The following is a 26174-nucleotide window of genomic DNA, read 5'->3' on the forward strand; positions in this document are numbered from 1 at the left end:
CGGGTCAGCGGGTGGGTGTCGGGGTGACCGGCCCGGGCCCGACGGTGGGAGTGGGGGTGACCGGCACCTGTTCCCCTCTGGCCGGTTCCTTGATCACGTGCCGCTCCAGGTTGACCTGCGACTGGCCGGTGCCGCCGACCGTGATGTCGTCGTACGCCTGGAGCAGCTTCTGCCGGTCGAAGTAGAGCACCGACATCGACAGCGGAGTGGGTTTCTCGCCCTCCAGGCCGCGTAGCCCGGCGCCGCCCGTGGAGCCCTCCACCATGAGCTGCGTGGGCTGCTGCCCGGGCAGCTGCGGCAGCTTCGACACCTGCCGGGCGTGGGTGTGCCCGGCGAGCACCAGCGGGCAGGTGCCGGAGAGCGGGCCGGCCGAGGCGGGGTCGTGCACCAGCGCGATGCTCACCTTCTGCGGCGAGTTCCGTACGGTCATGGCGAGCTGTTCGCCGGCCCCGATGACCCGCTCGGCGACCTGCTTGGTGAGCCCGCTGCCGGCCGGCGAGGTGTTCTTGTCCGGCGTGAACCGCGGGTCCCCGATCCCGGCGATGGTCAGCCCGGCCACGGTGGTGGTCGTGTTGTCCAGCACGATCGCGTTCGGCTGCCGGGCCACCGCCGCCGCCGTCCTGCCCGAGTCGTGGTTGCCCCGGACGTAGACGTACGGCTTCTTGAGCAGCGCGATCGAGCCCACGAAGGACGCCTCCGGCTCGCTGCCCCAGTCAGTGATGTCCCCGGTGTCGATCACCACGTCGATGTCGAACTGATCCACCACGGTCTGGATCAGCGACCACCCGGTCGGGTTGAGGTGCATGTCGGAGACGTGCAGCACCCGGGTGGTGCCGGGCGCCGGCGCGTAGACCGGCAGCGCCGAGACGGTGGTGTAGAGCTTGCTGACGTTGCCGACCAGCCGCTGGAGCTGCTCGGCGTACCTGCTGTAGTCGTTGGCGATCCGGCGCGCGTCGCCGACGATCGCCGGGGCGTTGACCAGCAGCCCCTCGTAGCGGGGCTCCTCGATCGCCTGCGGGCGCAGGGTGGCGGCGGACAGCCCGAGACTGCCGCCGGCGACCGCCAGCGCCAGCCCGCCGGACCAGGCCGTCCGGCGGACGTCGCGGAACACCAGCGCGGCCAGCAGCAGGGTGGCCAGCACGGCGCAGGCCAGCGTACGCACGCCGAGGCGCATAACTCCGGCGCGGACGTCCTCGACGGCCGACTGGCTGGCCCGGCTGATGCTCGCCGGATCGTTGATGAGCGCCTGGGTACGCCGCTGGTCCAGCGCCCCCAGCTCCACGGTGAGGTGGGTGGGCCCGTCGTGGCTGTCCAGCTGCAGCGCGCCCAGCGGCGGGACGTCGACGGTGGTGCCGCCGGTGAGGGCCGGGGTCAGGTTCAGCTCGGCGCGGAACGGGCCGATATCGGTACCGACGTGACCGCCGGCGTAGGTGCCGATGACCACCCCGGCCAGGGCGACCGCGAGGACGGCCAGCACCATCCCGGACCGCCGCAGCCAGCTGGTCCGGCCCGGGCGTAGCCGGGGCATCCAGCGTCGGGTGCGCCCGGTCGCCGGGGTGGTCTCGTCCCCGGTCCTCCGCTGCTCGTTCTCCTGGCCGTCCATGCTGAAATTCTGACCTGCCCGCTGAAGATCTTGTTAAACCCGACGGAAGCCCGCGCGTTCTCCACCGGTCCGGTCGGCGTGTCGGCCGCCTCGACCGGGTCAGCTGCGTCCGGCCCCGCCGTCGGCGAAGACCAGCCGCAGGATCCGGTCGTCCTCCGGCGCCGGTTTACCCCGGCCGTCCCGGTTGGAGGTGGTGACCCAGATCGAGCCGTCCGGGGCGGCCACCGCGGCCCGCAGCCGGCCGTACCTGCCGTTCAGCAGCTCGCGGGGCTGACCGAGCACCGTGCCCTTGTCGGTCAGCTCAACCAGCCAGAGCCGCTCGCCGCGCAGGCACGCGGTGATCAGCAGCCGCTGCACCGAGGCCAGCCCGGAGCAGGAAGCCTCCGGGGTCCGCCACTGCACGATCGGGTCCACGTGCCGTCCGTCGTCGGCCCGTCCCTCGACCCGTGGCCAGCCGTAGTTGGCGCCCCTGGTGATCTGGTTGATCTCGTCCCAGGTGTTCTGGCCGAACTCGACGGCGTACATCCGCTTGGCGCCGTCCCAGCTGAAGCCCTGGACGTTGCGATGGCCCAACGACCAGACCGGGGAGCCGGGGAAGGGGTTGCCGGGCGCCGGTTTCCCGTCCCGGGTGAGCCGGAGGATCTTGCCGCCGAGGCTCTTCTGGTCCTGTGCCGTCGCCTGCCGCCCGGCGTCTCCAGTGCTGGCGTAGAGGTAGCCGTCCGGGCCGAAGCCCAGGCCGCCGCCATTGTGGTTGCCGGCGGCCGGGATGCCGGTGAGGATCGGGGTGGGCCGCTCGCCCAGCTGCAGCCGGGCGATCCGGTTGTCCTGCCTGGTCGTGTAGTAGACGAAGAGCGTGCGGTCCTTCGCATAGGACGGGGAGACCGCGATGCCGAGCAGCCCGCCCTCGCCGCCCGCCGCCACGTCGGGCACGGTCTGCACGACGGTGACGTTCAGTCCCTCGGGCCCCGACCCGGGGCCGACCTGAAGGATCCGGCCGCTGTCCCGCTCGGTGACCAGCGCGCCGCCGTCGGGAAGGAAGGCGATGGCCCACGGCACGTCCAGCCCCTTGGCCAGCACCGTGGCCACCACCTGCTGACCCGCACCGCCCGTGGTGGCGGTCGCGGACGGAGTCGGGAGGTTCGGCGGCTCGCCGGCCGGGTCGGGATCCGGCTCGCCGAAGGCGCAGCCGCCGCTGGCCAGCAGCAGCGCCGCGCAGGACGCCACGAGCGCCGCGCGGAGGCGGCCGGTGCGAGGGTACGGGGGACGGGCGCTCACCCGGCCCAGCGTAGTCCGGACGGGCGAGTGTCCGGGCGCGACGAACCGACCACCCGTCCGGCGGCTATCGTCGGCGGTCGTGAAGGTATGGATTCCGCACCGCGCCGGGCACGCCCTCCTCGGTGAGCTGCCGCCGGGCGTGACCGTGGAGCTGATGGAGGACCCCGCCCGGCTCCCCTCGCCCCCGGCCGACGTGCGGTTCTGGGTGCCGCCGTTCCTCGCCAAACCCGGTGCCACCGCGCTGCTGGCCGAGCTGCCCGACCTGGAGGTGGTGCAGCTGCTCTCCGCCGGGGCGGATGCCTGGGTGAGCCGGATACCCGATGGGGTGACCCTCTGCGACGCGCGAGGCGTGCACGACTCGGCCACCGCCGAGTGGGCGGCCGCCGCGATCCTGTCCCAGCTGCGCGGCTTCGGACCGCTGGCCCGGGCGCAGGCCCGTCGCGAGTGGGCGTACGACGAGGTGGCCCCGACCGACGAGCTGGCCGGCAAGCGGGTGCTGATCGTCGGGGCGGGCTCGATCGGCGCGGCCCTGCAGGCCCGACTGGCCCCGTTCGAGGTGACCTTCACACTGGTCGCCCGCACCGCCCGGCCCGCCGAAGGCGTGCACGGGGTGGACGAGCTGCCCTCCCTGCTCCCGGAGGCGGACGTGGTGGTGCTGCTGGTGCCGCTGACCGAGCAGACCCGCGGTCTGGTGGACGAGAAGTTCCTCGCCGCGATGCCCGACGGCGCGCTGCTGGTCAACGCCGCCCGGGGCCCGGTAGCCAGGACGTCCGCGCTGGTCGCCGAGCTGACCTCCGGCCGGCTCCGGGCCGCGCTGGACGTCACCGACCCCGAGCCGCTGCCCGCCGACCATCCCCTGTGGGAGTTGCCGAACGTGCTGCTCACCCCGCACGTCGCCGGCTCGGTACGCGGCCTGCTGCCGCGGGCGTACCGGCTGGTGGGCGAGCAGGTGCGGCGGTTCGCGGCGGGGGAGCCGCTGGTGAACAGAGTGGTGGACGGCTACTGACCAAGCGTGCTCAGCGGCTGCTCTCGGGGAGCTCCTGCCCGGTGGCGGAGATCAGCCGGGGCAGATCGGCGGCCCGGACGGCGGGCAGCACCAGCTGCTCGCCGTCGTCGAGCCGGACGACCGCCCGCCCACGCGGGTCGGCGGTCAGCTCGGCGACCCGGTCCCAGGTGATCCGGCGCTGCCCGGCGAGCGCCCGCAGCCGCAGCTCCCGCGGGTCGGCGTCGGTGCCCGACCGCCACGCCCAGACCAGGACGGCCAGCGGGATCAGCAGCACCCAGAGCAGCCACCAGCGGGCGGTGGCCAGCGGCAGGGCGCCGATGAACGCGACGATCGCGGCGACCACGATCGCCTGGTTGTGCCGGAAGCGGACGGTGTGGACGCGACTCACCACCCGATGATCGCACCCCCGGCGCGGCCCCACTCCGCCCGGGGCGGTAACTGACCGGTCGCGTATGTGATGGGGGTCACCTCGCCGACCCCGTAACCGCCCGCGCCGGAAGTCGTTTCTTCGTCCGACCCGCACCTCCGGCTGACAGCCGCCCGTCGCTCCGCAACCGCACCGCCCCGTGTCCCCTCACGAAGGCGACCGCCGTGCCCGTCGCGTACCCCTCCGGCGATCAGCGCCGCCCGCCGCTTCCCCATGTTGTCGTGCCGGCCGTCGGGGCGCTGCTCGCCCTCGCCGGTGCCGTGCTGACGGCCGGGCTCACCGCGGCCATGCTGCCGCTGGCGGATCCGGCGCACCGGCCGTCGGTCGCGCAGGCCGGTCTGGCCGTCACCGCGACCCTGTACGCGGTGGGCCTGCTGCGCTTGCCCGGACGGTCGCGGCTCTCCGTGCCCGAGCGGTTGCGCCGCGCGGTGGACGTGGTCGGCCTCGGCACCAGCCTGGTCTTCGCGAGCTGGGTGCTCCTCCCGCCCGGCGCGGTGCCCCCGCCGGCCCGTACGGCCGCCGTGGCCGGTGCCCTCGGGCTCGCCGTGCTCACGGTCGCCGCGCTGGCCGACCGGCGGCGGCGCCCGGGCGCGGCGCTCTGCCGGGTCGGCGCGGCGGCCACCCTGTCCGGGCTGGTGGCCCTCGTGCTGCTGCTGGCCTACCGGGCGCCGGAGTGGGCCAGCCTGGCCGTCCCGCCACCGATGCTGGCCGGAGCGTTCGTCACCGCGGTCGGCGCCCGGCGGGTGTTGACGGGGGACCCGCCCCGCGCCGGCGGGCGGGCGGCGGCCTGGCCCCGGGTCACCGCGCCCGCGGGCATCGCCGCGCTCGCCGCCGGCCACCACCTCTGGGCGGTGGGGGAGTTCAGCGCCCCCGCCGTCGCGCTCGGCCTGGCGGTGATCCCGCCGATGGTGCTAAAGGAGCTGTTGGCCGCCGCCGACCACCGCCGGCGTGCCGAGCGGCTCGCCGCCCGCGAGGCGCGGCTGCGCGACCTGCTCGGCGACGTCGACGAGCGGGACCGGACGGTGCACCGGCTCCTCGACACCGACCAGCTCACCGGGCTGGCCGGCCGGCGGGAGCTGCTGCGCGAGCTGGGCCGTCGAGCGGGGTCGCCGACCGGCGCGCTGCTCGTCGTCGATCTGCACGGGCACGCCGTGGCCGACGACGGGCCCGGTCCGGCAATCGGGGACGACGTGCTGGTCGAGGTGGCCCGCCGGTTGCGTGCCGGCTGCGGCCCCCGGGATCTGGTGGCCCGGCTGGTCGGCGACGAGTTCGCGGTGCTCACCGACGTCGGGCCGGTGCTGGCGTACGCGCTGGGCACCCGGCTGCTGGCCGCGTTGACCGAGCCGTATCCGCTCCCGGTCGGGGCGGCGCGGCTGCAGGTCAGCATCGGGCTGGCCGAGACGGCCGGCGGGGACCCGGAGGACGTGTTCCGGCAGGCGGACCTGGCCCGGCGGCGGGCGGTGCAGCTCGGCCGGGACCGGGTCGAGTGGTACGACGCGTACCTCGAGGAGCAGCTGGTCCGGCGGCTCGACCTGGAACGCGAGCTGCCCGGTGCGGTGGCCCGGGGCGAACTGGACCTGGTCTACCAGCCGGTGCTCGCCCTGAGCGACCGGCTGCCGGTGGGTGTCGAGGCGCTGCTGCGCTGGCGCAGCCCGGTGCTGGGCACCGTGCTCCCGGCCGAGCTGCTGCCGGTGGCGGAGGACCTGGACCTCGTCGGCGAGGTGGGCCGCTGGGTGCTGGACCGGGCCTGCCGACAGCTCGCCGACTGGTCGGGTGGCGGGCGCGAGCTCTGGTTGTCGGTCAACGTCACGCCGCGGGAGCTGGCCGCGCCGGACTTCGTGCCGCGTACCGCGACCGCCCTCGCCGCACACGGCGTGTCGCCGGAGCGGCTGGTGGTCGAGGTGGCCGAGTCGCGCGTCGGCGCCGAGCTGCCCACAGTGGTGGCCCGGCTGGCCGGGCTGCGGTCCCTGGGCGTGCGGACCGCGCTGGACGACTTCCGCGCCGAGCACGCCTCCCTGGCCCAGCTCCGCCGGCTCCCGATCGACCTGCTCAAGGTCGGCCCGGACCTGGTCGGGCCGGCCGGGGACCCGCAGCGCCTGCTGATCGACGTGGTGGTCAGCCTCGGCGGCCGGCTCGGCTTGGAGGTGGTGGTCGAGGGCCTGGAGTCCGACGTCCAGGTGGCCGGGGCGCGCCGGTCCGGCTGCCGGTACGGCCAGGGTTTCGCGCTGGCCGGGCCGGCGACCGCCGAGCGGGTGGAGGCCTGGTTCGCGGAGTCCCGGTCGGTGTCCCGGTAAGGGATGGCCGCCGTCCTGGTGGTCCTGGGCCGGTTGCTGTCCGCAGGATGCCACCGGCGCGCAGGTCCTCGGCGACGCCATCACCCGGCTGCGGGCGAGGGGGATCACCGTCCTGCTTTCCGGCATCACTCCCGGCCACGACCAGGTCCTGGGCGCTCTCGGGGTCGCCGACGAGTTGCGCCGCGAAGGACTGGTCTTCCCCGACACCCCCGCCGCCATCCGGCACGCCCGCACGGTCGCCCTCGCGGACGCGCCGGCAACCGGCCGCTAGCCCGGCATCATGATCGCCTCCCCGACGCCGGACGATACCGGCGTCGGGGCGCGACGTGGGGGTCGCCTACTCCGGCACGCGGCGGTAGGCGCCGTCGCTGGCCGAGGTGGCCATCGAGGCGTACGCGCGAAGCGCCGCGGACACCGGGCGTTGCCGGTCCAGCGGGGTGTACGGCCGGTCTCGCTTCTCCTCGGCGACCCGGCGGGCCTGGAGCACGTCCTCCGGCACGTTGAGCTGGATGGACCGGGCCGGGATGTCGATGACGATCTCGTCACCCTCCTGGACCAGCGCGATCAGGCCGCCGGAGGCCGCCTCGGGGGAGACGTGCCCGATCGACAGCCCGGAGGTGCCGCCGGAGAACCGCCCGTCGGTGAGCAGCGCACAGGAGCGGCCCAGCCCCCGGCCCTTGAGGAACGAGGTGGGGTAGAGCATCTCCTGCATGCCCGGGCCGCCCTTCGGCCCCTCGTACCGGATCACCACCACGTCCCCGGCGACGACGGACTTGTTGAGGATGCCCTCGACGGCGGCCTCCTGGGACTCGAAGACCCGGGCCGGTCCGCGGAAGGTCAGGCACTCCTCGGGCACCCCGGCGGTCTTCACCACGCAGCCGTCCGGCGCCAGGTTGCCGTGCAGGATGGCCAGCCCGCCGTCGGCCGAGTACGCGTGCTCCCGGTCCCGGATGCAGCCGCCGGCCGCGTCGGTGTCCAGCGACGACCAGCGGTTGGTGGTGGAGAACGGCTCGGTGGTGCGCACCCCGCCCGGGGCGGCGTGGAACAGCTCGGCCGCCTCCGGCGTGGCCTTGCCGCCGCGGACGTCCCAGTCGGCGAGCCAGCGCTCCAGGCTCGGGGAGTGCACGGCGTGCACGTCCCGGTTGAGCAGGCCGGCGCGGTCCAGCTCGCCGAGGATGGCCGGGATGCCGCCGGCCCGGTGCACGTCCTCCATGTGGTACTGCGGCGAGTTCGGGGCGACCTTCGCCAGGCAGGGCACCCGGCGGGAGATCGCGTCGATGTCGGTGACGCCGAAGTCCAGCTCGGCCTCGCGGGCCGCGGCGAGCAGGTGCAGCACGGTGTTGGTCGAGCCGCCCATCGCCACGTCCAGGGCGACCGCGTTCTCGAACGCGGCGCGGCTGGCGATCGAGCGGGGCAGCACCGAGGCGTCGTCGCCGTCGTACCACCGCTTGGCGATCTCCACGACGGTGCGGCCGGCCTCGACGAAGAGCGACCGGCGCGCGGCGTGGGTGGCCAGCGTCGAGCCGTTGCCCGGCAGCGCCAGGCCGATCGCCTCGGTGAGGCAGTTCATCGAGTTGGCGGTGAACATGCCGGAGCAGGAGCCGCAGGTCGGGCACGCGGAGCGCTCGATGGCGCCGAGCTGGTCCTCGCTGACCGCCTCGTTGGACGCGGCGATCATCGCGTCGATCAGGTCGATCTTGGAGTGGACCACGCCCTCGATCGCCACCGTCTTGCCGGCCTCCATCGGGCCGCCGGAGACGAAGACGGTCGGGATGTTCAGCCGCAGCGCGGCCAGCAGCATGCCCGGGGTGATCTTGTCGCAGTTCGAGATGCAGACCAGGGCGTCCGCGCAGTGCGCGTTGACCATGTACTCCACCGCGTCGGCGATCAGCTCACGGCTGGGCAGCGAGTAGAGCATGCCGCCATGGCCCATGGCGATGCCGTCGTCCACCGCGATGGTGTTGAACTCCCGACCCACCCCGCCGGCCTCGGCCACCGCGTCGGCGACCAGGCCGCCGAGGTCCTTGAGGTGGACGTGCCCGGGTACGAACTGGGTGAAACTGTTGGCGATGGCGACGATCGGCTTGCCGAAGTCGTCGTCGGTCATCCCGGTGGCCCGCCACAGGGCCCGGGCGCCGGCCATCGTCCGACCGTGCGTGGAGGTCTTCGACCGCAGCTCAGGCATGGCTACCAGTCTGGCACTGTCCTCGCGGAGACCCCCGGGCGCGCGCGCCGTGTCCCAACAGTTGCACACCCGGTGCCCCACGGGCGGCGCCGATCCGGCACAGTTGAGGTCGTGCACTTCCCCCCGGGCATGGTCGTCGTCGCGCTGCTGAGCGGGCTCGTCGCCGCCACCGGCGGCGCGCTGCTGGCCGCGTCGGCCCGCCGCCGGGTCGGACCGCACCGGCAGGCCCACGTGCTGCTCGCCGCAGCCGCCGGGGCGGCGCTGCTCAGCCTCCTCGTCGGGGTGACCGCCGTGTTCGCCAGCGGGGACCACTGGGCGCACCAGCAGGGGCAGCGCACCGGCTGGGCGACCGTGGTCTCGATCGGCACGACGATCAGCGGGCTGGCCCTCGGTGCCGCCCTGCTCCGGCTGCCCGGCGCGGCGGCCACCCCGGCCGCCACCGCCCGGCTGCTCCTCGACGGCGTGATCATGGGGACCGCGCTCTGGTTCGTCGGCTGGGTGCTCTTCTCCGAGCCGACCCTGCTGCTCGGCGCGGCCACCCCGGTGGCCTGCGTACCGATCCTGCTGCCCACGGTGAGCGCGGCGCTCACCGCCGGGCTGACCCTGATCATGGTGCTGCGGACCGCCCCGCCACGGCACCGGCTCGTCCTGCTCGGCGCCGGTGCCACCGCGGTGACCTGCGGCGGGCTCGGCCTCGCCGCGGGGCTCTGCCAGGGCGGACCGGCCATGGGCCTGACCGGGGCGGCCGTGCTGGCGGTGGGGCTGCTCGCCGCCGCCCTCGCCGTGCGGCGGGTCGACCCACCCTGGCAGGTGGACGTCGATCTGATCCGCCGGGACGGCGAGTACGCCTTCGTGCCGATGTTCGCCATGGCCGCCTCGGCGATGTACCACCTGGTCGAGGGCGGCCGGTTCGACGCGTTCGGCATCATCGCCGGCAGCGTCGAGGGCTTTGCGCTGGTGACCCGGCAGTACCTGGCCCTCAACGACGTGCGGGGCTACGCGGGCCGGCTGGCCGAGCGGGAGGCGCACTTCCGCGAGCTGGCGCACACCGACCCGCTGACCGGCCTGGCCAACCGGCGCGGACTGCTGCGCGCGCTGTACCGCTGCGCCGAGGCGGACGTGCCCTGCGTACTGCTCGGTCTTGACCTGGACGGCTTCAAGAACGTCAACGACATGCGCGGCCACGACATCGGCGACGCGGTGCTGGCCGAGGTGGGCCGGCGACTGCGTGGCAACCTGCGGCCGGGGGACCTGGCCGCCCGGCTCGGCGGCGACGAGTTCGCGGTGCTGCTGCACGGCGCGACCGACGCGGACCGGGTCGCCGAACGGCTGCTCGGGGTCCTCGGTCGCCCGTACGAGGAGGCGGACGGGCCGGTCTTCCTGTCGGTCAGCATCGGGGTGGCCGGGCACTGCGGTGAGCCGGATGTGGAGCTGCTGTTGCGCCACGCCGACCTGGCGCTGCGCTACGCCAAGCAGCGGGGCAAGAACCGCATCGAGCGCTACGACGCCGCGTACGACCAGCTGCTGCGCCGGCGCACCCTGCTCGAGCACGAGCTGCGGGGCGCGATCGAGCGGGACGAGCTGCGGCTGGCGTTCCAGCCGGTGGCGTCGCTGCCGTCGGTTCGTCCGGTCGGCGCCGAGGCGCTGCTCCGCTGGCACCACCCGGAGCTGGGCAACGTCCGCCCGGACGAGTTCATCCCGCTGGCCGAGGAGTGTGGGATGATCGCCAAGCTGGGGGCCTGGGTGCTGCACGAGGCCTGCTACCAGCTCTCCCGCTGGCTGGCCGACGGCCACGACGTCTGGGTCTCGGTCAACGTCTCGCCGCGCGAGCTGCACGCCCCGGAGTACGTCGTCCAGGTCGCCGACGCGCTGCGCGCGCATCACGTGCCGCCTCAGCGGCTGGTGCTGGAGGTCACCGAGCACGCCGTCGCCACCGACCTCGACGAGCTGATCCGACGGCTGACCGCGCTCCGGCTCACCGGCGTTCGGATCGCCCTGGACGACTTCGGCGCGGGCTACTCCTCGCTGGGTCAGCTGCGCCGGCTGCCGATCGACATCCTCAAGATCGACCACAGCCTGGTGGCCGAGCACGAGCCGGTCCGGCCAGTGGGGAAGGACGGGCCGGCCTTCGCGCCGATGGTCGACATCGTCATGCGCCTCGGCCACCAGCTCGGGCTGGAGGTGATCGCCGAGGGCGTCACCAGCCGGACCGAGCTGGCCGCGGTGGTCGCCGCCGGCTGCCGCTTCGGTCAGGGCGCGCTCTTCGGCTGGGGGGTGCCGGCCGAGCATCTGGAGGCGATGCTGGAGGCGGCCACCTCGCCCGGCGCGCGGCCCGCGTCGTTGCCGCCGGGCCCGACGGCGGCCCCGACCCGCCCCCCGGCGCCGTTCCCGCGCTTCGGGCTGCACCCGGCCCCGCCGGTGCCCGCCCCACGCGCCTCGGCGGCGGGATCTCCGCAGGTGGGACCGGCCGCGCAGGGCGCGTCGGGAGGCGACACGCCGACGTCTGTTAACCAGAATGTGGGATCAGTTGACTCATCGCGTGAGATGCGTCAGGCTTAGCCACATGTCGTCGAACTGGTCGCTGCGAGTACTTACCTGAGCGCACTCTCCCTGATCGAGAGTGCGCTGGCCCCGTGCATCTGCACGTGGGCCGTTTTTATTGCCGTCGGACCTCATCGGGGCGCCCGCGTCCCACCTTGTGAAGAGCCTCACCCACTCCAGCCGAAGGCCTGAACCGCCATGACGAGACCCACGCCAGAGACCCTCGCCCACTCCGTCCGGCGAGCTCGCTCGGCCGCCGAGCCGGCGACCGACGTCGAGCACGCCCCCGCCCCCCGCAACGGGGCCGTCCCGGCCGCCCCGGCCGTAGCGGGAAGGGGCGCCCCGGCCGGCGCGGACGGACGCACCGCGACTGAACGGCAGCCTGCGCCGGCGCAGGTCTCCGGCGCCGGATCGCTGGTGCGGTCGCTCGAGGCGCTCGGCGTCGACGTGGTGTTCGGCATTCCGGGCGGCGCGATCCTGCCGGCGTACGACCCGCTCTACGACTCCACCGTCCGGCACATCCTGGTCCGGCACGAGCAGGGCGCGGGGCACGCCGCCACCGGGTACGCCCAGGCGACCGGCAAGGTTGGCGTCTGCATGGCCACCTCGGGCCCCGGCGCGACCAACCTGGTCACCCCGATCGCCGACGCGTACATGGACTCCGTGCCGTTGGTGGCGATCACCGGCCAGGTCGCGCGCCCGGCGATCGGCACGGACGCCTTCCAGGAGGCGGACATCCAGGGCATCACCCTGCCGATCACCAAGCACAACTTCCTGGTGCAGAGCGCCGAGGAGATCCCACAGGTGCTGGCCGAGGCGTTCCACCTGGCGTCCACCGGCCGGCCCGGCCCGGTCCTGGTGGACATCCCCAAGGACGTCCTCCAGGCGCCGACCACCTTCTCCTGGCCGCCCACCCTCGACCTGCCCGGCTACCGGCCGACCCTGCACCCGCACGGGAAGCAGATCCGGGAGGCGGCCCGGCTGATGACCAACGCCCGCCGCCCGGTGCTGTATGTCGGCGGCGGCGTGCTCAAGGCCGGGGCCACCGAGGGGCTGCGTCGGCTGGCGGAGCTGACCGGCATCCCGGTGGTCACCACCCTGATGGCGCTCGGCGCGTTCCCCGACTCGCACCCGCAGCACCTGGGCATGCCCGGCATGCACGGCACCGTGGCCGCGGTCTACGGCCTGCAGAAGGCCGACCTGATCGTGGCGCTCGGGGCCCGGTTCGACGACCGGGTCACCGGCCGGCTGGACTCGTTCGCGCCGGACGCCGCGGTGGTGCACGCCGACATCGACCCGGCCGAGATCGGCAAGAACCGGCACGCGGACGTGCCGATCGTCGGCGACGCCCGGCACGTGATCGACGAGCTGATCGCCGCGGTCACCGCCGAGAAGTCCGCCCACCCGGCCGCCGACCTCGGCGACTGGTGGACCCAGCTCGACGACCTGCGCAAGCGCTACCCGCTGGGGTACGAGGAGCCGGCCGACGGCACCCTCTCCCCGCAGTACGTGATCAAGCGGCTGGGCGAGATCGCCGGCCCGGACACGGTCTTCGTGGCCGGGGTCGGTCAGCACCAGATGTGGGCCAGCCAGTTCATCTCGTACGAGAAGCCGTACACGTGGCTCAACTCCGGCGGCCTCGGCACCATGGGGTACGCGGTGCCGGCGGCGATGGGCGCCAAGGTCGGCAAGCCGGACACCACGGTCTGGGCGGTGGACGGCGACGGCTGCTTCCAGATGACCAACCAGGAGCTGGCCACCTGCGCGCTGGAGGGAATCCCGATCAAGGTCGCTGTGATCAACAACGGCAACCTGGGCATGGTCCGGCAGTGGCAGACGCTCTTCTACGGCGAGCGCTACTCCAACACCGAGCTGGGCACTCACAAGCACCGCATCCCGGATTTCGTCAAGCTCGCCGAGGCGCTCGGCTGCGTCGGGCTGCGTTGCGAGAACGCCGCCGACGTGGACAAGACCATCGAGGCGGCCATGGCGATCAACGACGCGCCCGTGGTGATCGACTTCGTGGTCGGCAAGGACGCCATGGTCTGGCCGATGGTGGCCGCCGGGACCAGCAACGACGAGATCATGTTCGCCCGGGGCGTCCGCCCCGCCTTCGACGAGGACGAGCTGTAGTCATGACCGATCGCACCGAGCGCAGCGAGGGCCGTGAGGGCATGACGAGGAAGGCACTAGTCATGACCGATCGCACCGAGCGCAGCGAGGGCCGTGAGGGCATGACGAGGAAGGCACTAGTCATGGCCGATCGCACCGAGCGCAGCGAGGGCCGTGAGGGTATGACGAGGAAGGCACTGCCATGACCATGCACACCCTCTCCGTCCTGGTGGAGAACAAGCCCGGTGTCCTGGCCCGGGTCTCCGGCCTCTTCCCCCGACGCGGCTTCAACATCGACAGCCTGGCCGTCGGCGAGACCGAGAACCCGGACGTCTCCCGGATCACCATCGTGGTCAACGCCGAGTCGTCCCCGCTGGAGCAGGTCACCAAGCAGCTCAACAAGCTCGTCAACGTGCTCAAGATCGTCGAGCTGGACCCGCAGGTCTCGGTGGCCCGGGAACTGCTGCTGGTCAAGGTCCGCGCGGACCGCAACGCCCGGGGGCAGGTGCTGGAGACGGTCAACCTGTTCCGCGCCCGGGTGGTCGACGTCGCGCCGGACACGCTGACCATCGAGGCCACCGGCACCCCCGACAAGCTCGATGCGCTGCTGCGCGACCTCGAGCCCTTCGGCATCAAGGAGATGGTCCAGTCCGGCACGGTGGCGATCGGGCGCGGCTCGCGCTCCATCACCGCCGGACCGGCGCTGCGCGCCGCCTGACCCACTGCCGGCCGGCCCTGCGGGCCGCCTGACCCAACCGCACGTCCACCGACGGGCCGTCCGGACCGCCGTACGAAAGGGAAGTCAAATGACCGTTGAGGTGTACTACGACGACGACGCCGACCTGGGCCTGATCCAGGGCCGCAAGGTCGCCGTGATCGGGTACGGCAGCCAGGGCCACGCCCACGCGCTGTCGCTGCGCGACTCCGGCGTCGACGTGGTGGTCGGCCTGCCGGTCGGCTCGAAGAGCCGGCCGAAGGCCGAGGAACAGGGCCTGCGCGTGCTCACCCCGGCCGAGGCGGCGGCCGAGGCCGACGTCATCATGATCCTGGCGCCGGACACCGCCCAGCGCGCCCTCTACGCCGAGGCGATCGCGCCCAACCTCGCCTCCGGCAAGGCGCTCTTCTTCGGCCACGGCTTCAACATCCGGTACGACCTGATCAAGCCCCCGGCTGACGTCGACGTGGCGATGGTCGCCCCGAAGGGCCCCGGTCACCTGGTCCGCCGCCAGTACGTGGACGGCAAGGGTGTGCCCTGCCTGGTCGCCGTGGAGCAGGACGCGAGCGGCAACGCGTTCGCCCTGGCCCTGTCGTACGCGAAGGCGATCGGTGGCACCCGGGCCGGCGCGATCAAGACCACCTTCAAGGAGGAGACGGAGACCGACCTCTTCGGCGAGCAGGCGGTGCTCTGCGGCGGCGCGGCGGCGTTGGTGCAGACCGGCTTCGAGGTGCTCACCGAGGCCGGCTACGCCCCCGAGGTGGCCTACTTCGAGTGCCTGCACGAGCTGAAGCTCATCGTCGACCTGATGTACGAGGGCGGGATCGCCCGGATGCGCTACAGCGTCTCCGACACCGCCGAGTACGGCGACCTCTCCCGCGGCCCCCGGGTCATCGACGCCCGGGTCAAGGAGGAGATGCGCAAGATCCTCGGCGAGATCCAGTCCGGCGAGTTCGCCCGCGAGTGGGTGGCCGAGGACGAGGCGGGCCGGCCGAACTTCGCCAAGTGGCGGGCCGAGGGGGCGGCGCACCCGATCGAGGAGACCGGGCAGAAGCTGCGCTCCATGATGAGCTGGGTCGACCGGCCCATCACCGAGACCGCCTGAGCGGTCCCGTCGGCCGCCGCGAGGCCCCGGCGGCCCACCGGCGGCCCGCGACCCGACGCTCTCCCCGGCGTCGGGCCGCGGGCCGCCGCCGTATGCGGCGCTGAGCTACTCGACGTACGGGATGTCGGCGTCTTCCGACCGCCGGACAGCGCGACATCCCGCGAACCGCGTGGCTTGGCCGGCCGCTTCCTCCGCCACCGCCGTGCGGCGCACGGTCGAGCCGGGCAGTCCGCTCACCTGGTGGGACCGGGTGACCAACGCCTCGGCCAGCCGTGGGTCGTACCGGAGGGGGTCGAGCCGGGCGAGTGGGGGGACTACGCCGTGCGATAACCCTGTGTGAGGGCCCTCACCCCACGGTCCGGGACACGCCGGCCGGTGAGCCCCCTACCATCCCTGATAGGTGCATAGCCGGCACCGAACGGCCATGGCACGGATCAGCGCAGGGCGCAGCGCGGCGTCCCGTCGCCCCGAGCCGACCGCATACGACGTCTACGAGGACCAATGAATCCTGTCGTACTGATCGCCGAAGAACTCGCTCCCGCCGCCATCGAGGTGCTCGCGCACGACTTCGACGTCCGCCACGTCGACGGCACCGACCGCCCGGCCCTGCTCTCCGCGCTCTCTGAGGCCGACGCGGTGATCGTACGCAGCGCCACGCAGATCGACGCGGAGGCGATCGCCGCCGCGCCGCGCCTGAAGGTGGTCGCCCGGGCCGGCGTCGGCCTGGACAACGTCGAGGTGCCGGCCGCCACCGCGCGGGGCGTCATGGTCGTCAACGCCCCCACCTCCAACATCGTCTCCGCCGCCGAGCAGGCCGTCGCGCTGCTGCTCGCCGTCGCGCGGAACACCGCCGCCGCCAGCGCCGCACTGAAGGCGGGGGAGTGGAAGCGGTCCAAGTACACCGGCGTCGAGCTGCAGGGCAAGACCGTGGGCGTGGTCGGCCTCGGCCGCATCGGCGTGCTCTTCGCGCAGCGGATCGCCGCCTTCGGCACCCGGCTGATCGCGTACGACCCGTACATCCAGCCGGCCCGGGCCGCGCAGCTCGGCGTCCGCCTGGTAGGGCTGGAGGAGTTGCTGCGGGAGAGCGACTTCATCTCGATCCACCTGCCCAAGACCCCGGAGACCGTGGGCCTGATCGGCGAGAAGGAGCTGTCGATCGTCAAGCCGGGCGTCCGGATCATCAACGCCGCCCGGGGCGGGCTGGTCGACGAGCAGGCCCTGGCGGACGCGATCGCCGAGGGTCGGGTCGCCGGCGCCGGCGTCGACGTGTACGCCAAGGAGCCCTGCACCTCCTCGCCGCTGTTCGCGTTCGACAACGTGGTGGCCACCCCGCACCTGGGCGCCTCCACCAACGAGGCGCAGGACAAGGCCGGCCTGGCCGTGGCCAGGAGCGTGAAGCTGGCGCTGCAGGGCGAGTTCGTGCCGGACGCGGTCAACGTGCAGGCCGGCGGCGTGGTCGCCGAGGACGTCCGCCCGCTGCTGCCGCTGGCCGAGAAGCTAGGCCGGGCCTTCACCGCGGTGGCCGGCGGGGTGGCCGCCAGCGTCACCGTCGAGGTGCGCGGCGAGATCGTCAACAACGACGTATCGGTGCTCAAGCTCGCCGCCACCAAGGGGCTGTTCAGCTCGGTGGTGGAGGAGCAGGTCACCTACGTCAACGCACCGCACCTGGCCGCCGAGCGGGGGGTCGAGGTGACCCTGACGACCCACTCCGAGACGGTCGACCACGCCAACCTGGTGACGGTCCGCGGCGCGCTGCCGGACGGCCGGACGGTCAGCGTCTCCGGCACGGTGACGCAGACGGGCACCCGCGACGTCATCAAGCTGACCGAGGTGGATGGCTTCGACGTGGAGATCGGCGCGGAGGGCATCCTGGTCTTCCTGCGCTACGTCGACCGGCCGGGCGTGGTCGGCACCGTCGGCACCCTGCTCGGCGAGGCCGGCATCAACATCGCCGCGATGCAGGTCGCCCGTCGGGAGGCCGGCGGCGAGACCCTGATGACGCTCACCGTCGACCAGGCGCTCGGCGCGGACCTGCTCACCTCGGCGGCCGACTCGATCGGCGCGGTCGCGGCCAGCGCCGCGGACCTTCGCGACGAGTAGTCCACACACGACACATCGGGGGCCCGGCCGTGCGGCCGGGCCCCTCGTCGTCTCCGCGACCCTCCGCCTCCCCTCAGACGCCACCTTCTCCGAAACAGGGGCTCTGCCGGCGGGAATGGCCATGCTTTCCGGGAAAGCGCGCGACGCGCCCAGCGACGGGTGGGGCGGGTGGACGGGGGAGGGAGAGGGGTCAGGGGGTGGCGCGGGCGGGCGGTGGGTAGACCGAGCCGTCCTGGGCGTCGAAGAGCATCAGGTTGTGCTCGCCGGCCAGCCGCTCGATGTCGAGCAGGACCTGGTCCGCGCAAGTGGGAAAGAGGTTCATCTCGACGTGGTCGCCGGCCGCGTGCAGCGGCGTGACCTCCCAGGGGGTGCCCGGCCCGGCCGGGCGGTCGGGATAGGCGGCGGTGATCGCCCGGTAGAAGCCGACCACCCGTGGGTCGGGGTGACGCTCGCCGTGCCGCCCCTCGCGGCACCGTTGCACCGCTGCCCGCACCTCGTCGGGCGTGGCCCCGTCCGGCAGGGCCCACACGCTCAGATCGAAACTCACGGCGGACAGCGTGCCATCCTCGGCCCTCGGCGTCACGCCTGCCCCACCGCAGGCCAGCCCCCGGGCTGCCGATCGGGCCGCGCGACGGTCCGTTGTGGAGAGTCTTGCTCCAGTTGCGTCAATTGGCTAGCGTACCGGTGCGGTCACTGGCTGAGTCGTGGCGTCGGCCCGTCTTCGGGTGGCGTGGTCGGGCGTCCGGCCAACCGGTCCGCACCCCTCGATTGCGCGAGCCACGCGCACTCGTCGCTGACCGACCCCCACGGTCGTTGCCGAGACCGTGGGGGTCGATCGCGGCCCGCGTCCGGAATGCGAGGCCGGGCTGCGGGAGGGTCGAGGTGTAGCCGCCGTCAGCGGCGGCGGTGGGCGAAGAGCGCCCGGTAGTCGGAGCCGTTGCGGAACCAGTCCAGCCCGGCCGGGCCGGCGGCGTAGAGCGCGGTGGCGTAGGCGTCGGCGACCGCCAGATCGGGCCCGACAACGGTGGCGGCGACGAGCTGGTCGGCCGGCTCGCCGGTGTGCGGGTCCACCACGTGCCCGTGGCGGCCGGTCACTCCGGAGGTGCCCACCGCGCCGGCCGTCATCTCCAGCACCAGCGGGGTCCGCCGGGCGTCGGTCGGGTGGTGCACCGCGACCCGCCAGGGGCCGCCGTGCGCGGCGTGGCCGCGTACCACCAGGTCGGCGCCGCTGAGCACGGCGTAGTCGTGGATGCCGCCGGCGCGCAGCCGGGCCGCGGCCCGTTCCACCGCCCAGCCGCCGAGCAGGCCGCCCGGGTCGAAGCCGCCGGGCACCGCCCAGGCGTCGAACCAGCCGTCGGTTGCCGCCCGCATCGCGGCGCAGCGGTCCACCAGATCGGCCAGCGGCGGGTACGACTCCGGGGCGATCTCGCCCCGGCGCAGCCGGGAGACCAGGCTGTCCGGCCGGGCCGGCCCGTAGGTCAGGTCGATGGCGCGTAGCTCGGCCACCGCATCCCGCAGCGCCTCCCCGACGCCCCGCCGGCCGAGCCACTCGGGCGCGTTGAGCAGCAGCGAGTACTCCGCGGTGGAGGTGCGGACGGTGTGCTGCACGCTGATCCGGTCGACGGCGGTTCCGCCCGCCCGGTCCAGCCGGTGGCTGCGCGTGCCCAGCCGCAGGTCGGGACGGCGGCTCAGGAACGCCCCCTGGTCCACCCACCGGGTCCGGGGCTGCTCGTTGGCCCATCGGGCCCGTGGCTGCTCGTCGATCCGCATGGCACCTGCTCCTTCGCTGACGGCGCCGCGGCGACGCGGCGAAGCCCGTCACGGGCCCCCGTGACCCGTTTCGTCTCCGACCATAGGCAGCGGAGATGACCGCACCATGAATGTCACCTGGGAGCCTCCTGAGCATCCCGATATCCCGAATAGTGGAAGATGCGTACCGGGAGCCGGGACGTGGACGTACCGTTCACGGGAACGACGAGGTGAGGAGCGCAGGTGGCACGGATCGCGGTGGTGGCCGGGGACGGGATCGGACCCGAGGTGGTCGCGCAGGCCCGCAAGGTCCTCGACGCCGTGCTCCCCGGGGTCGAGGCCACCGAGTACGACCTCGGCGCCGCCCGCTACCACCGCACCGGTGAGGTGCTGCCCGACTCGGTGCTGGCCGAGCTGGCCGGGCACGACGCCATCTTGCTCGGCGCGGTCGGCGACCCGACCGTCCCGCCGGGGGTGCTGGAACGGGGCCTGCTGCTCAAGCTGCGGTTCGCCTTCGACCAGTACGTCAACCTGCGCCCGTCCCGGCTCTGGCCGGGGATCTCCGGCCCGCTGGCCAGCGTCAAGCCCGGCGAGGTCGACCTGGTCGTGGTCCGCGAGGGCACCGAGGGCCTCTACGCCGGCGCCGGCGGATCGCTGCACCGGGACACCCCCGCCGAGGTGGCCACCGAGGAGAGCCTGAACACCCGGCACGGCGTGGAGCGGGTGATCCGCGACGCCTTCGCCCGGGCCCGCCGCCGGGAGCGGCGCAAGGTCACCCTGGTGCACAAGACCAACGTGCTCACCCACGCCGGCTCGCTCTGGGCCCGCACCTTCGAGGCGGTCGCCGCCGAGCACCCGGACGTCACCACGGAATACCAGCACGTCGACGCGGCGGCGATGTTCCTGGTCACCCAGCCCCAGCGGTACGACGTGGTGGTCACCGACAACCTCTTCGGCGACATCCTCACCGACATCGCCGCCGCGGTGACCGGCGGCATCGGGCTGGCGGCCAGCGGTTGCATCAACCCGGAGGGGCGCTACCCCTCGATGTTCGAGCCGGTGCACGGCTCGGCCCCGGACATCGCCGACCGGGGCGTCGCCGACCCGGTGGCCGCGGTGCTCTCCGCCGCGCTCCTGCTCGACCAGCTCGGTCACGCCGACGCCGCCGCGCGGGTCACCGCCGCCGTCGCCACCGAGCTGGCCGGCCGGACCCCGGGCGCGTCGCTGCGGACGGACGAGGTCGGCGACCGGCTCGCCGGGTACGCCGTAGCCTGACCGGGCCGCTCGGCCGGCCCGGATCCGGGTGGCCAGACCCGGGTCCGGACCTGTCCGCCCCTGGTCGAGGTGGCGGTGAACGCCGCCGTGTCCGCCATGCGGAGCACTGGATCTGTCCGGGCGCGGCTATCCCCTGAACGACCGTTCGGGGTAAGTTTCTGGCACCAGTGACGTCGGCGTGCGGTCCCGCGTGCCGTGAACCCGCAGGGAGGTCAGCGCGATGAGCGGTGGTGACAAGCTCGAATTCGAGATCCGTCCGAATCCCGCGCCGGTATCCGCCGCCGACCGGGCCGCCCTGCTGGCCAACCCCGGGTTCGGCCGGGTCTTCACCGACCACATGGTGACGATCCGCTACGCCGAGGGGAAGGGCTGGTACGACGCCCGGGTCGAGGCGCGCGGACCGATCCCGCTGGACCCGGCGAGCGCGGTCCTGCACTACGCCCAGGAGATCTTCGAGGGGCTCAAGGCGTACCGCACCGCCGACGGTGCGGTGACCATGTTCCGACCGGAGGCCAACGCGGCCCGCTTCGCCGCCTCCGCGCGGCGGATGGCGATGCCGGAGCTGCCGGCGGAGACCTTCGTCGAGTCGCTGCGCCGGCTGGTCGAGATCGACCGGGACTGGATCCCCGAGCAGGAGGACGCGAGCCTCTACCTGCGGCCGTTCATGTTCGCCAACGAGGTCTTCCTCGGCGTCCGGCCGGCCAACGAGTACCTCTACCTGGTCATCGCCTCGCCGGCCGGGGCGTATTTCCCGGGCGGGGTCAAGCCGATCACGGTCTGGGTCTCGCCGGACTACACCCGCGCCGCCCCGGGCGGCACCGGCGCGGCGAAGTGCGGCGGCAACTACGCCGCCTCGCTGGTCGCCCAAGCGGAAGCGATCGACGCCGGCTGCGACCAGGTGGTCTTCCTGGACGCGGTGGAGCGCCGGTTCGTCGACGAGCTGGGCGGCATGAACGTCTTCTTCGTCTACGACGACAACACCCTGGTCACCCCGCCGCTGACCGGCACGATCCTGCCCGGGATCACCCGGGACGCGATCCTCACCCTGGCCGCCGAGGCGGGGCATCGGGTCGAGGAGCGGCCGATCAGCTTCGCCGACTGGCAGGCGGACGCCGCCAGCGGGCGGCTGCGTGAGGTCTTCGCCTGCGGCACCGCCGCCGTGATCACGCCGATCGGCTGCGTGCGCTTCCCGGACGGCGAGTTCCTCATCGGGGGCGGCGAGCCGGGCCGGTCCACGATGGATCTGCGTCAGCGGCTGGTCGACGTCCAGCGTGGCCGGGCCGAGGACCCGCACGGCTGGGTCCAGCGGGTCCTGTAGCTCCACTCGCGCCGTCCCTCCGGTCACTCATGCAGTGGCCGGCGGGACGGCGCTGACGTCGGGCCGCGTCCCCGATCAGTCGAGCAGATGGTCGCGGAGGGCGGCGAGCTGGGCGTCGGTCACCCCGGCGTGGCGCAGGTAGCCCTCCACCGAGCCGTACCCCGCGCGGAGTTCGGCGAGGAAGAGCGTCATCGCCTCGGCGGGCGAGGCGAGGAACGGCTTGGGCAGCTTCCCGCCGTCCGGGGTGGTGGCGGCGAGCCAGGCGCTGAACCGCTCCGACGCTTCGGTGCTCAGCGCGTAGTCGGCGGCGATGTCGTCGTCGGCCACGCCGAGCACGGCGAGGGTCAGCGCGCAGACGATACCGGTGCGGTCCTTGCCGGCCACGCAGTGCACCACCACCGGCGCGTTCGCGCTGTCGGCGATCAGCCCGACCGCCTCGGCCAGCCCGGCCGTGCCGGTCTCCGCGAGGGCCGCGTAGCGGTCGGCGAGCCAGCGGGCCAGGCTCTGCGCCGGGTCGTACCGGATCTCGGCCCAGTCCCGGTGTTCCGGGTGGATGTGCCGGTAGGTCAGCCCGTCGTACGCGGGGACCCGGCCGTCCCGTTCCACCTCGGTCGGACGGCGCAGATCGATGACGGTGCGGACGCCGAGCGCGGCGAACGCCGCCCGGTCGGTCTCGTCGATGCGGTGCAGCGAGTCGGACCGGTAGAGCCGGCCCCAGCGGACGGTGCGCCCGTCGTGACCCGGATATCCGCCGACGTCGCGGAAGTTGAAGGTGGCGGAGAACGGGATCCGGCGGCTGGTTTCGATGGCGTCCACCCAGACACCGTAACGGCCGGCGGGGCGGTGCCCCACCGGCCGTCGGTGCAGGTTCCTCCGTTACCGGGCGGTACCCGGCGGAATCGACGAGTAGGTGTCGTCGTAGTAGCCGCCGAGCTTGTCCCGGTACGCCGGGTCGGCGTCGACGGTCTCGTCGAACTCGGGCGCGGCCTTGATCTGGTCCTTGCTCCGGTCGACGTAGACCTTCCGCTCGTCGTGGTCGGCGTGATTGACGGTGCCGGCAGGGAGCATGACCTTCTTGCCGAAGATCCACGGCCCGGTGTCGACCACGAGGTAACTGGAGTTCACCTCGTAGCTGGCCCGGTCCACCTTGCCGATGCTGCCGTCGCTCGCCTCCACCTTGTAGCCGACCAGGTCGACGCCGGTCACTCCGGCCTCGTCCCGGTAGCTCCACGGATCGAAGCGCCCGGCGGGCGCGCCGCCCGCGAAGGCGCCCTCGCCACCGTGGGTGAGCGGGTCCGGCGTCCCGTGGGTCGTTCGAGGGTCGAGCCGCTCCATGGCGTTCACTCCCTTTCTCGACTTTCTCGGGGATGTGCCCTGTCGGGATCCTTGCTACCCGATTGCGGAGATCGATACACCAGGTGGTTCAGCCCAGCGCGGCCTCCGCGTCGAGGGCCACCGCGGCGGCGTGCACGACGGCCGCGATCCGCAGCGCCTCGTGCACCTGCTCCCGGGTGAACCCGGCGCCGCGCAGCGTCTTCTCGTGCGACTCCAGGCACACTCCACAGCCGGTGATCGCCGAGACGGCGAGGCACCAGAGCTCGAAGTCGGCCTTCTCCACGCCGGGACGGGCGATGATCTGCATCCGCAGCCGGGCCGGCATCGAGGCGTACTGCTCGTCGCCGATCAGGTGCTTGGCCCGGTAGTAGACGTTGTTCATCGCCATGATCGTGGCGGCGCCCTTGGCCGCCTCGATCGCCTCCGGCTTGAGCTGGGTGGCCGCCTCGGCGGCGATCTCCCGCAGCACCATCGGGTTGCGCGCCGCCACCGCGCAGGCCAGGGCGGTGCCCCAGGCCTGCACCGGGGTCAGCGTCGAGGTGGCGATGGTCGAGCCGAGGTTGAGCTTGATGTCCTTGGCGTACTCCGGCAGGGCCGCCTTGACCGCGTCCAGACCCATGATCAGGCCCCGGCGCCGGCGAGCAGCGCGTTGGCGTCGAGCGTCTCGCCGCCCTTGTTCCAGTTGCAGGGGCAGAGCTCGTCGGTCTGCAGCGCGTCGAGCACCCGCAGCACCTCGGAGACGTTCCGGCCGACCGAGCCGGCCGTCACCATGACGAACTGGATCTCGTTGTCGGGGTCCACGATGAAGGTGGCCCGCTGGGCGACGCCGTCCTCGCCGAGCACGCCGCAGGCGGTGGTCAGCTCCCGCTTGATGTCGCTGAGCATCGGGTACGGCAGGTCCCGCAGGTCGGGGTGGTCCTTGCGCCAGGCGTAGTGGACGAACTCGTTGTCCACCGACACACCGAGCACCTGGGCGTCCCGGTCGGCGAACTCACCGTTGAGGCGGCCGAACTCGGCGATCTCCGTCGGGCAGATGAAGGTGAAGTCCTTCGGCCAGAAGAAGACCACCCGCCACTTACCCTGGTACGACTTGTGATCGATCGTCTCGAACGCCTTGTCCGGGTCGAGCGACACGCAGGCGGTGAGTTCGTACTCGGGGAAACGGTCACCCACGGTGAGCACAGGTCCTCCTTGGCAGCGGCTGGTCAGCGGCGCGAGGCCGGTAACTGGATCAGTTCCAGATATTTCCGCAGCGTTGTTTCCGCCGGACAGCGGCCGAGTGACTTGTGAAGTCGATCACCAGCTACGGGTTCCGCGACGAACCCGGCCGGCTATCCGGTGTTGGCAACCCTCTGTCGCCATCCCGATATGTGGATTGTGCCTCCCAAACCCAGGACCGGGATGGCAGAGTACCCATCGTGACCAGCTCCGTTCTGATTATTGGCACCTAGCGCGCCGGCCCTCCCCTCGCCGAGCGCGCAGACCTCCCGCATCCGCGGGGGGTCTTTTTGTTGCTCCCGTAGTGGTTCGAGAAGAGGACTCCCATGACCTTCCAGGTGTACGACACGACGCTGCGCGACGGCGCTCAGCGCGAGGGGCTCAGCTACTCAGTGGTCGACAAGCTGGCGGTGGCCCGCCTGCTCGACGACTTCGGGGTCGGCTTCATCGAGGGCGGCTGGCCGGGCGCCGTGCCGAAGGACACCGAGTTCTTCCGCCGCGCCCGCACCGAACTGGACCTGCGGCACGCGGTGCTGGTCGCGTTCGGCGCCACCCGCAAGGCCGGGATCGCGGTGGACGCCGACCCGCAGGTGCGCGGCCTGCTGGACGCGCAGACCCCGGCGATCGCCCTGGTCGCCAAGGCTGACCTGCGGCACGTCGAGCGGGCGCTGCGCACCACCGCCGCCGAGAACCTGGCGATGATCCACGACACGGTGACCCACCTGGTGCGAGAGGGGCGCCGGGTCTTCGTCGACGGCGAGCACTTCTTCGACGGGTACCGGCACGACCCGGCGTACACCGCCGCGGTGGTGGAGACGGCGCTGGCCGCCGGCGCCGAGCGCATGGTGCTCTGCGACACCAACGGCGGGATGCTGCCGTCCCAGGTGACCGCAGCCATCGCCGACCTCACCGGCCGGCTCGGCGTCGGTCCGGAACTGCTCGGCATCCACTGCCAGAACGACACCGCCTGCGCGGTGGCCAACACCATCGCCGCCGTCGAGGCCGGGGTGCGGCACTTCCAGGGCACCGCCAACGGGTACGGCGAGCGCCCCGGCAACGCGGACATCTTCGCGGTGGTGGCCAACCTCCAGCTCAAGCTCGGGCTGCCCATCCTGCCGGAGGGCTGCCTGGAACAGATGGTGCGGGTCTCGCACGCCATCGCCGAGATCGCCAACATCGCCCCCGACACCCACCAGGCGTACGCCGGGGCCGCCGCCTTCGCCCACAAGGCGGGGCTGCACGCGAGCGCGATCAAGGTCGACCCGTTGCTCTACAACCACGTGGACCCGTCGGTGGTGGGCAACGACATGCGGATCCTGGTGACCGAGATGGCCGGCCGGGCCAGCATCGAGCTCAAGAGCCGCGAGCTGGGCCTGGACCTGGCCGGCCATCCCGAGACCCTGTCCCGGGTGACGAAGCGGGTGAAGGACCTGGAGGCCGGCGGGTGGTCGTTCGAGGCCGCCGACGCGTCGTTCGAACTGCTGGTCCGCTCCGAGCTGCCGGACCGGGCGGCGCCCCGGCCGTTCGCCCTGGAGTCGTACCGGGTGCTGGTCGAGCACCGCGAGGACGGCGCGGTGGTCTCCGAGGCCACCGTCAAGATCCGGGTACGCGGCGAGCGGGTGATCGCCACCGCCGAGGGGAACGGCCCGGTGAACGCCCTGGACGAGGCGCTGCGGGTCGGGCTCGCCCGGCACTACCCGGAGCTGCGCGACTTCGAGCTGGCCGACTACAAGGTTCGCATCCTGGAGGGCAGCCACGGCACCGGCGCGGTGACCCGGGTGCTGGTGGAGACCGCCGGTGCGGGCCGGGACTGGACCACGGTGGGCGTGCATCCGAACGTGGTCGAGGCGTCCTGGCACGCCCTCGTCGACGCCCTCACCTACGGCCTCGACCGGGCCCGCGTCTGACGCCTCCCG

21 protein-coding genes are annotated in these 26174 nt (G+C 73.1%); 11 read left to right on the top strand and 10 right to left on the bottom strand.

Going from position 1 to position 26174, the window contains the following annotated elements:
- Positions 1-4 precede the first annotated feature (4 nt).
- Positions 5-1603 carry a metallophosphoesterase gene (locus GA0070624_RS10880; protein ID WP_091339798.1) on the bottom strand — a complete coding sequence of 533 codons (1599 nt, stop codon included), beginning with the start codon at positions 1601-1603 and terminating at the stop codon, positions 5-7.
- A 99-nt stretch (positions 1604-1702) separates the two neighbouring features.
- Entirely contained in the window at positions 1703-2878 is a 1176-nt protein-coding gene (locus GA0070624_RS10885) for a PQQ-dependent sugar dehydrogenase (protein WP_091339799.1), read from the bottom strand.
- A 79-nt stretch (positions 2879-2957) separates the two neighbouring features.
- On the opposite strand from GA0070624_RS10885, the gene GA0070624_RS10890 reads away from it, so the two are divergent.
- A complete protein-coding gene (locus GA0070624_RS10890) occupies positions 2958-3884 on the top strand; it encodes a 2-hydroxyacid dehydrogenase (RefSeq protein ID WP_091339802.1) in 927 nt (308 codons plus the stop codon).
- A 10-nt stretch (positions 3885-3894) separates the two neighbouring features.
- Here GA0070624_RS10890 and GA0070624_RS10895 read toward each other — a convergent pair whose 3' ends face one another.
- Positions 3895-4272 carry a PH domain-containing protein gene (locus GA0070624_RS10895; RefSeq protein WP_091348594.1) on the bottom strand — a complete coding sequence of 126 codons (378 nt, stop codon included), beginning with the start codon at positions 4270-4272 and terminating at the stop codon, positions 3895-3897.
- A gap of 203 nt (positions 4273-4475) precedes the next feature.
- On the opposite strand from GA0070624_RS10895, the gene GA0070624_RS10900 reads away from it, so the two are divergent.
- Positions 4476-6605 (top strand): putative bifunctional diguanylate cyclase/phosphodiesterase, encoded by a 2130-nt coding sequence (locus tag GA0070624_RS10900; RefSeq protein WP_245718743.1) that lies wholly within the window; start codon positions 4476-4478, stop codon positions 6603-6605.
- 337 nt (positions 6606-6942) lie between these two features.
- Here GA0070624_RS10900 and ilvD read toward each other — a convergent pair whose 3' ends face one another.
- The gene (ilvD, locus tag GA0070624_RS10910) at positions 6943-8790 is read right to left on the bottom strand and encodes a dihydroxy-acid dehydratase (protein ID WP_091339804.1); all 1848 of its coding nucleotides are present in this window, start codon (positions 8788-8790) and stop codon (positions 6943-6945) included.
- Positions 8791-8919: 129 nt separating this feature from the next.
- Here ilvD and GA0070624_RS10915 point away from each other — a divergent pair, with 129 nt between their 5' ends.
- The 6 genes from GA0070624_RS10915 to serA all read left to right on the top strand — a co-directional run bounded on the left by GA0070624_RS10915 (position 8920) and on the right by serA (position 17363).
- A complete protein-coding gene (locus GA0070624_RS10915) occupies positions 8920-11349 on the top strand; it encodes a putative bifunctional diguanylate cyclase/phosphodiesterase (protein ID WP_425413546.1) in 2430 nt (809 codons plus the stop codon).
- Positions 11350-11529: 180 nt separating this feature from the next.
- Positions 11530-13464, top strand: a complete 1935-nt coding sequence (locus GA0070624_RS10920; RefSeq protein ID WP_091339811.1) for an acetolactate synthase large subunit — start codon at positions 11530-11532, stop codon at positions 13462-13464.
- A gap of 2 nt (positions 13465-13466) precedes the next feature.
- Complete coding sequence (locus GA0070624_RS10925) at positions 13467-13649, top strand: hypothetical protein (protein WP_091339813.1); 183 nt, start codon at positions 13467-13469, stop codon at positions 13647-13649.
- Positions 13646-14161 (top strand): acetolactate synthase small subunit, encoded by a 516-nt coding sequence (ilvN, locus tag GA0070624_RS10930; RefSeq protein WP_091339816.1) that lies wholly within the window; start codon positions 13646-13648, stop codon positions 14159-14161. Before GA0070624_RS10925 ends, ilvN begins: the two co-directional genes overlap by 4 nt.
- An 88-nt stretch (positions 14162-14249) precedes the next feature.
- Positions 14250-15263: a ketol-acid reductoisomerase gene (gene ilvC, locus GA0070624_RS10935; RefSeq protein ID WP_091339820.1), complete on the top strand. Its 1014-nt coding sequence runs from the start codon at positions 14250-14252 to the stop codon at positions 15261-15263.
- Between the two features lie 501 nt (positions 15264-15764).
- Positions 15765-17363: a phosphoglycerate dehydrogenase gene (gene serA, locus GA0070624_RS10940; protein WP_091339821.1), complete on the top strand. Its 1599-nt coding sequence runs from the start codon at positions 15765-15767 to the stop codon at positions 17361-17363.
- 190 nt (positions 17364-17553) lie between these two features.
- Here serA and GA0070624_RS10945 read toward each other — a convergent pair whose 3' ends face one another.
- On the bottom strand, positions 17554-17910 hold the full coding sequence (locus GA0070624_RS10945; protein ID WP_176731662.1) for a hypothetical protein: 357 nt from the start codon (positions 17908-17910) through the stop codon (positions 17554-17556).
- 347 nt (positions 17911-18257) lie between these two features.
- Complete coding sequence (locus GA0070624_RS10950; protein WP_091339826.1) at positions 18258-19133, bottom strand: FAD:protein FMN transferase; 876 nt, start codon at positions 19131-19133, stop codon at positions 18258-18260.
- A 222-nt stretch (positions 19134-19355) separates the two neighbouring features.
- Here GA0070624_RS10950 and GA0070624_RS10955 point away from each other — a divergent pair, with 222 nt between their 5' ends.
- Together GA0070624_RS10955 and GA0070624_RS10960 are read left to right on the top strand one after the other, a co-directional pair.
- A complete protein-coding gene (locus GA0070624_RS10955; protein WP_091339829.1) occupies positions 19356-20387 on the top strand; it encodes a 3-isopropylmalate dehydrogenase in 1032 nt (343 codons plus the stop codon).
- A gap of 220 nt (positions 20388-20607) precedes the next feature.
- Complete coding sequence (locus GA0070624_RS10960) at positions 20608-21705, top strand: branched-chain amino acid aminotransferase (protein ID WP_091339831.1); 1098 nt, start codon at positions 20608-20610, stop codon at positions 21703-21705.
- 75 nt (positions 21706-21780) lie between these two features.
- Here GA0070624_RS10960 and GA0070624_RS10965 read toward each other — a convergent pair whose 3' ends face one another.
- The 4 genes from GA0070624_RS10965 to GA0070624_RS10980 form a co-directional block, all read right to left on the bottom strand.
- Positions 21781-22521, bottom strand: coding sequence for a tyrosine-protein phosphatase (locus GA0070624_RS10965; RefSeq protein WP_091348598.1), 741 nt, complete (start codon positions 22519-22521; stop codon positions 21781-21783).
- Positions 22522-22581: 60 nt separating this feature from the next.
- Positions 22582-23040: a PRC-barrel domain-containing protein gene (locus GA0070624_RS10970; protein ID WP_091348601.1), complete on the bottom strand. Its 459-nt coding sequence runs from the start codon at positions 23038-23040 to the stop codon at positions 22582-22584.
- Positions 23041-23128: 88 nt separating this feature from the next.
- Entirely contained in the window at positions 23129-23659 is a 531-nt protein-coding gene (gene ahpD, locus GA0070624_RS10975) for an alkylhydroperoxidase, AhpD family (protein ID WP_091339834.1), read from the bottom strand.
- A gap of 2 nt (positions 23660-23661) precedes the next feature.
- A complete protein-coding gene (locus GA0070624_RS10980) occupies positions 23662-24222 on the bottom strand; it encodes a peroxiredoxin (RefSeq protein WP_091339836.1) in 561 nt (186 codons plus the stop codon).
- Positions 24223-24584: 362 nt separating this feature from the next.
- On the opposite strand from GA0070624_RS10980, the gene cimA reads away from it, so the two are divergent.
- Complete coding sequence (gene cimA, locus GA0070624_RS10985) at positions 24585-26165, top strand: citramalate synthase (RefSeq protein ID WP_091339839.1); 1581 nt, start codon at positions 24585-24587, stop codon at positions 26163-26165.
- Positions 26166-26174: the final 9 nt, after the last annotated feature.

Source organism: Micromonospora rhizosphaerae (assembly GCF_900091465.1).
GTDB lineage: Bacteria > Actinomycetota > Actinomycetes > Mycobacteriales > Micromonosporaceae > Micromonospora > Micromonospora rhizosphaerae.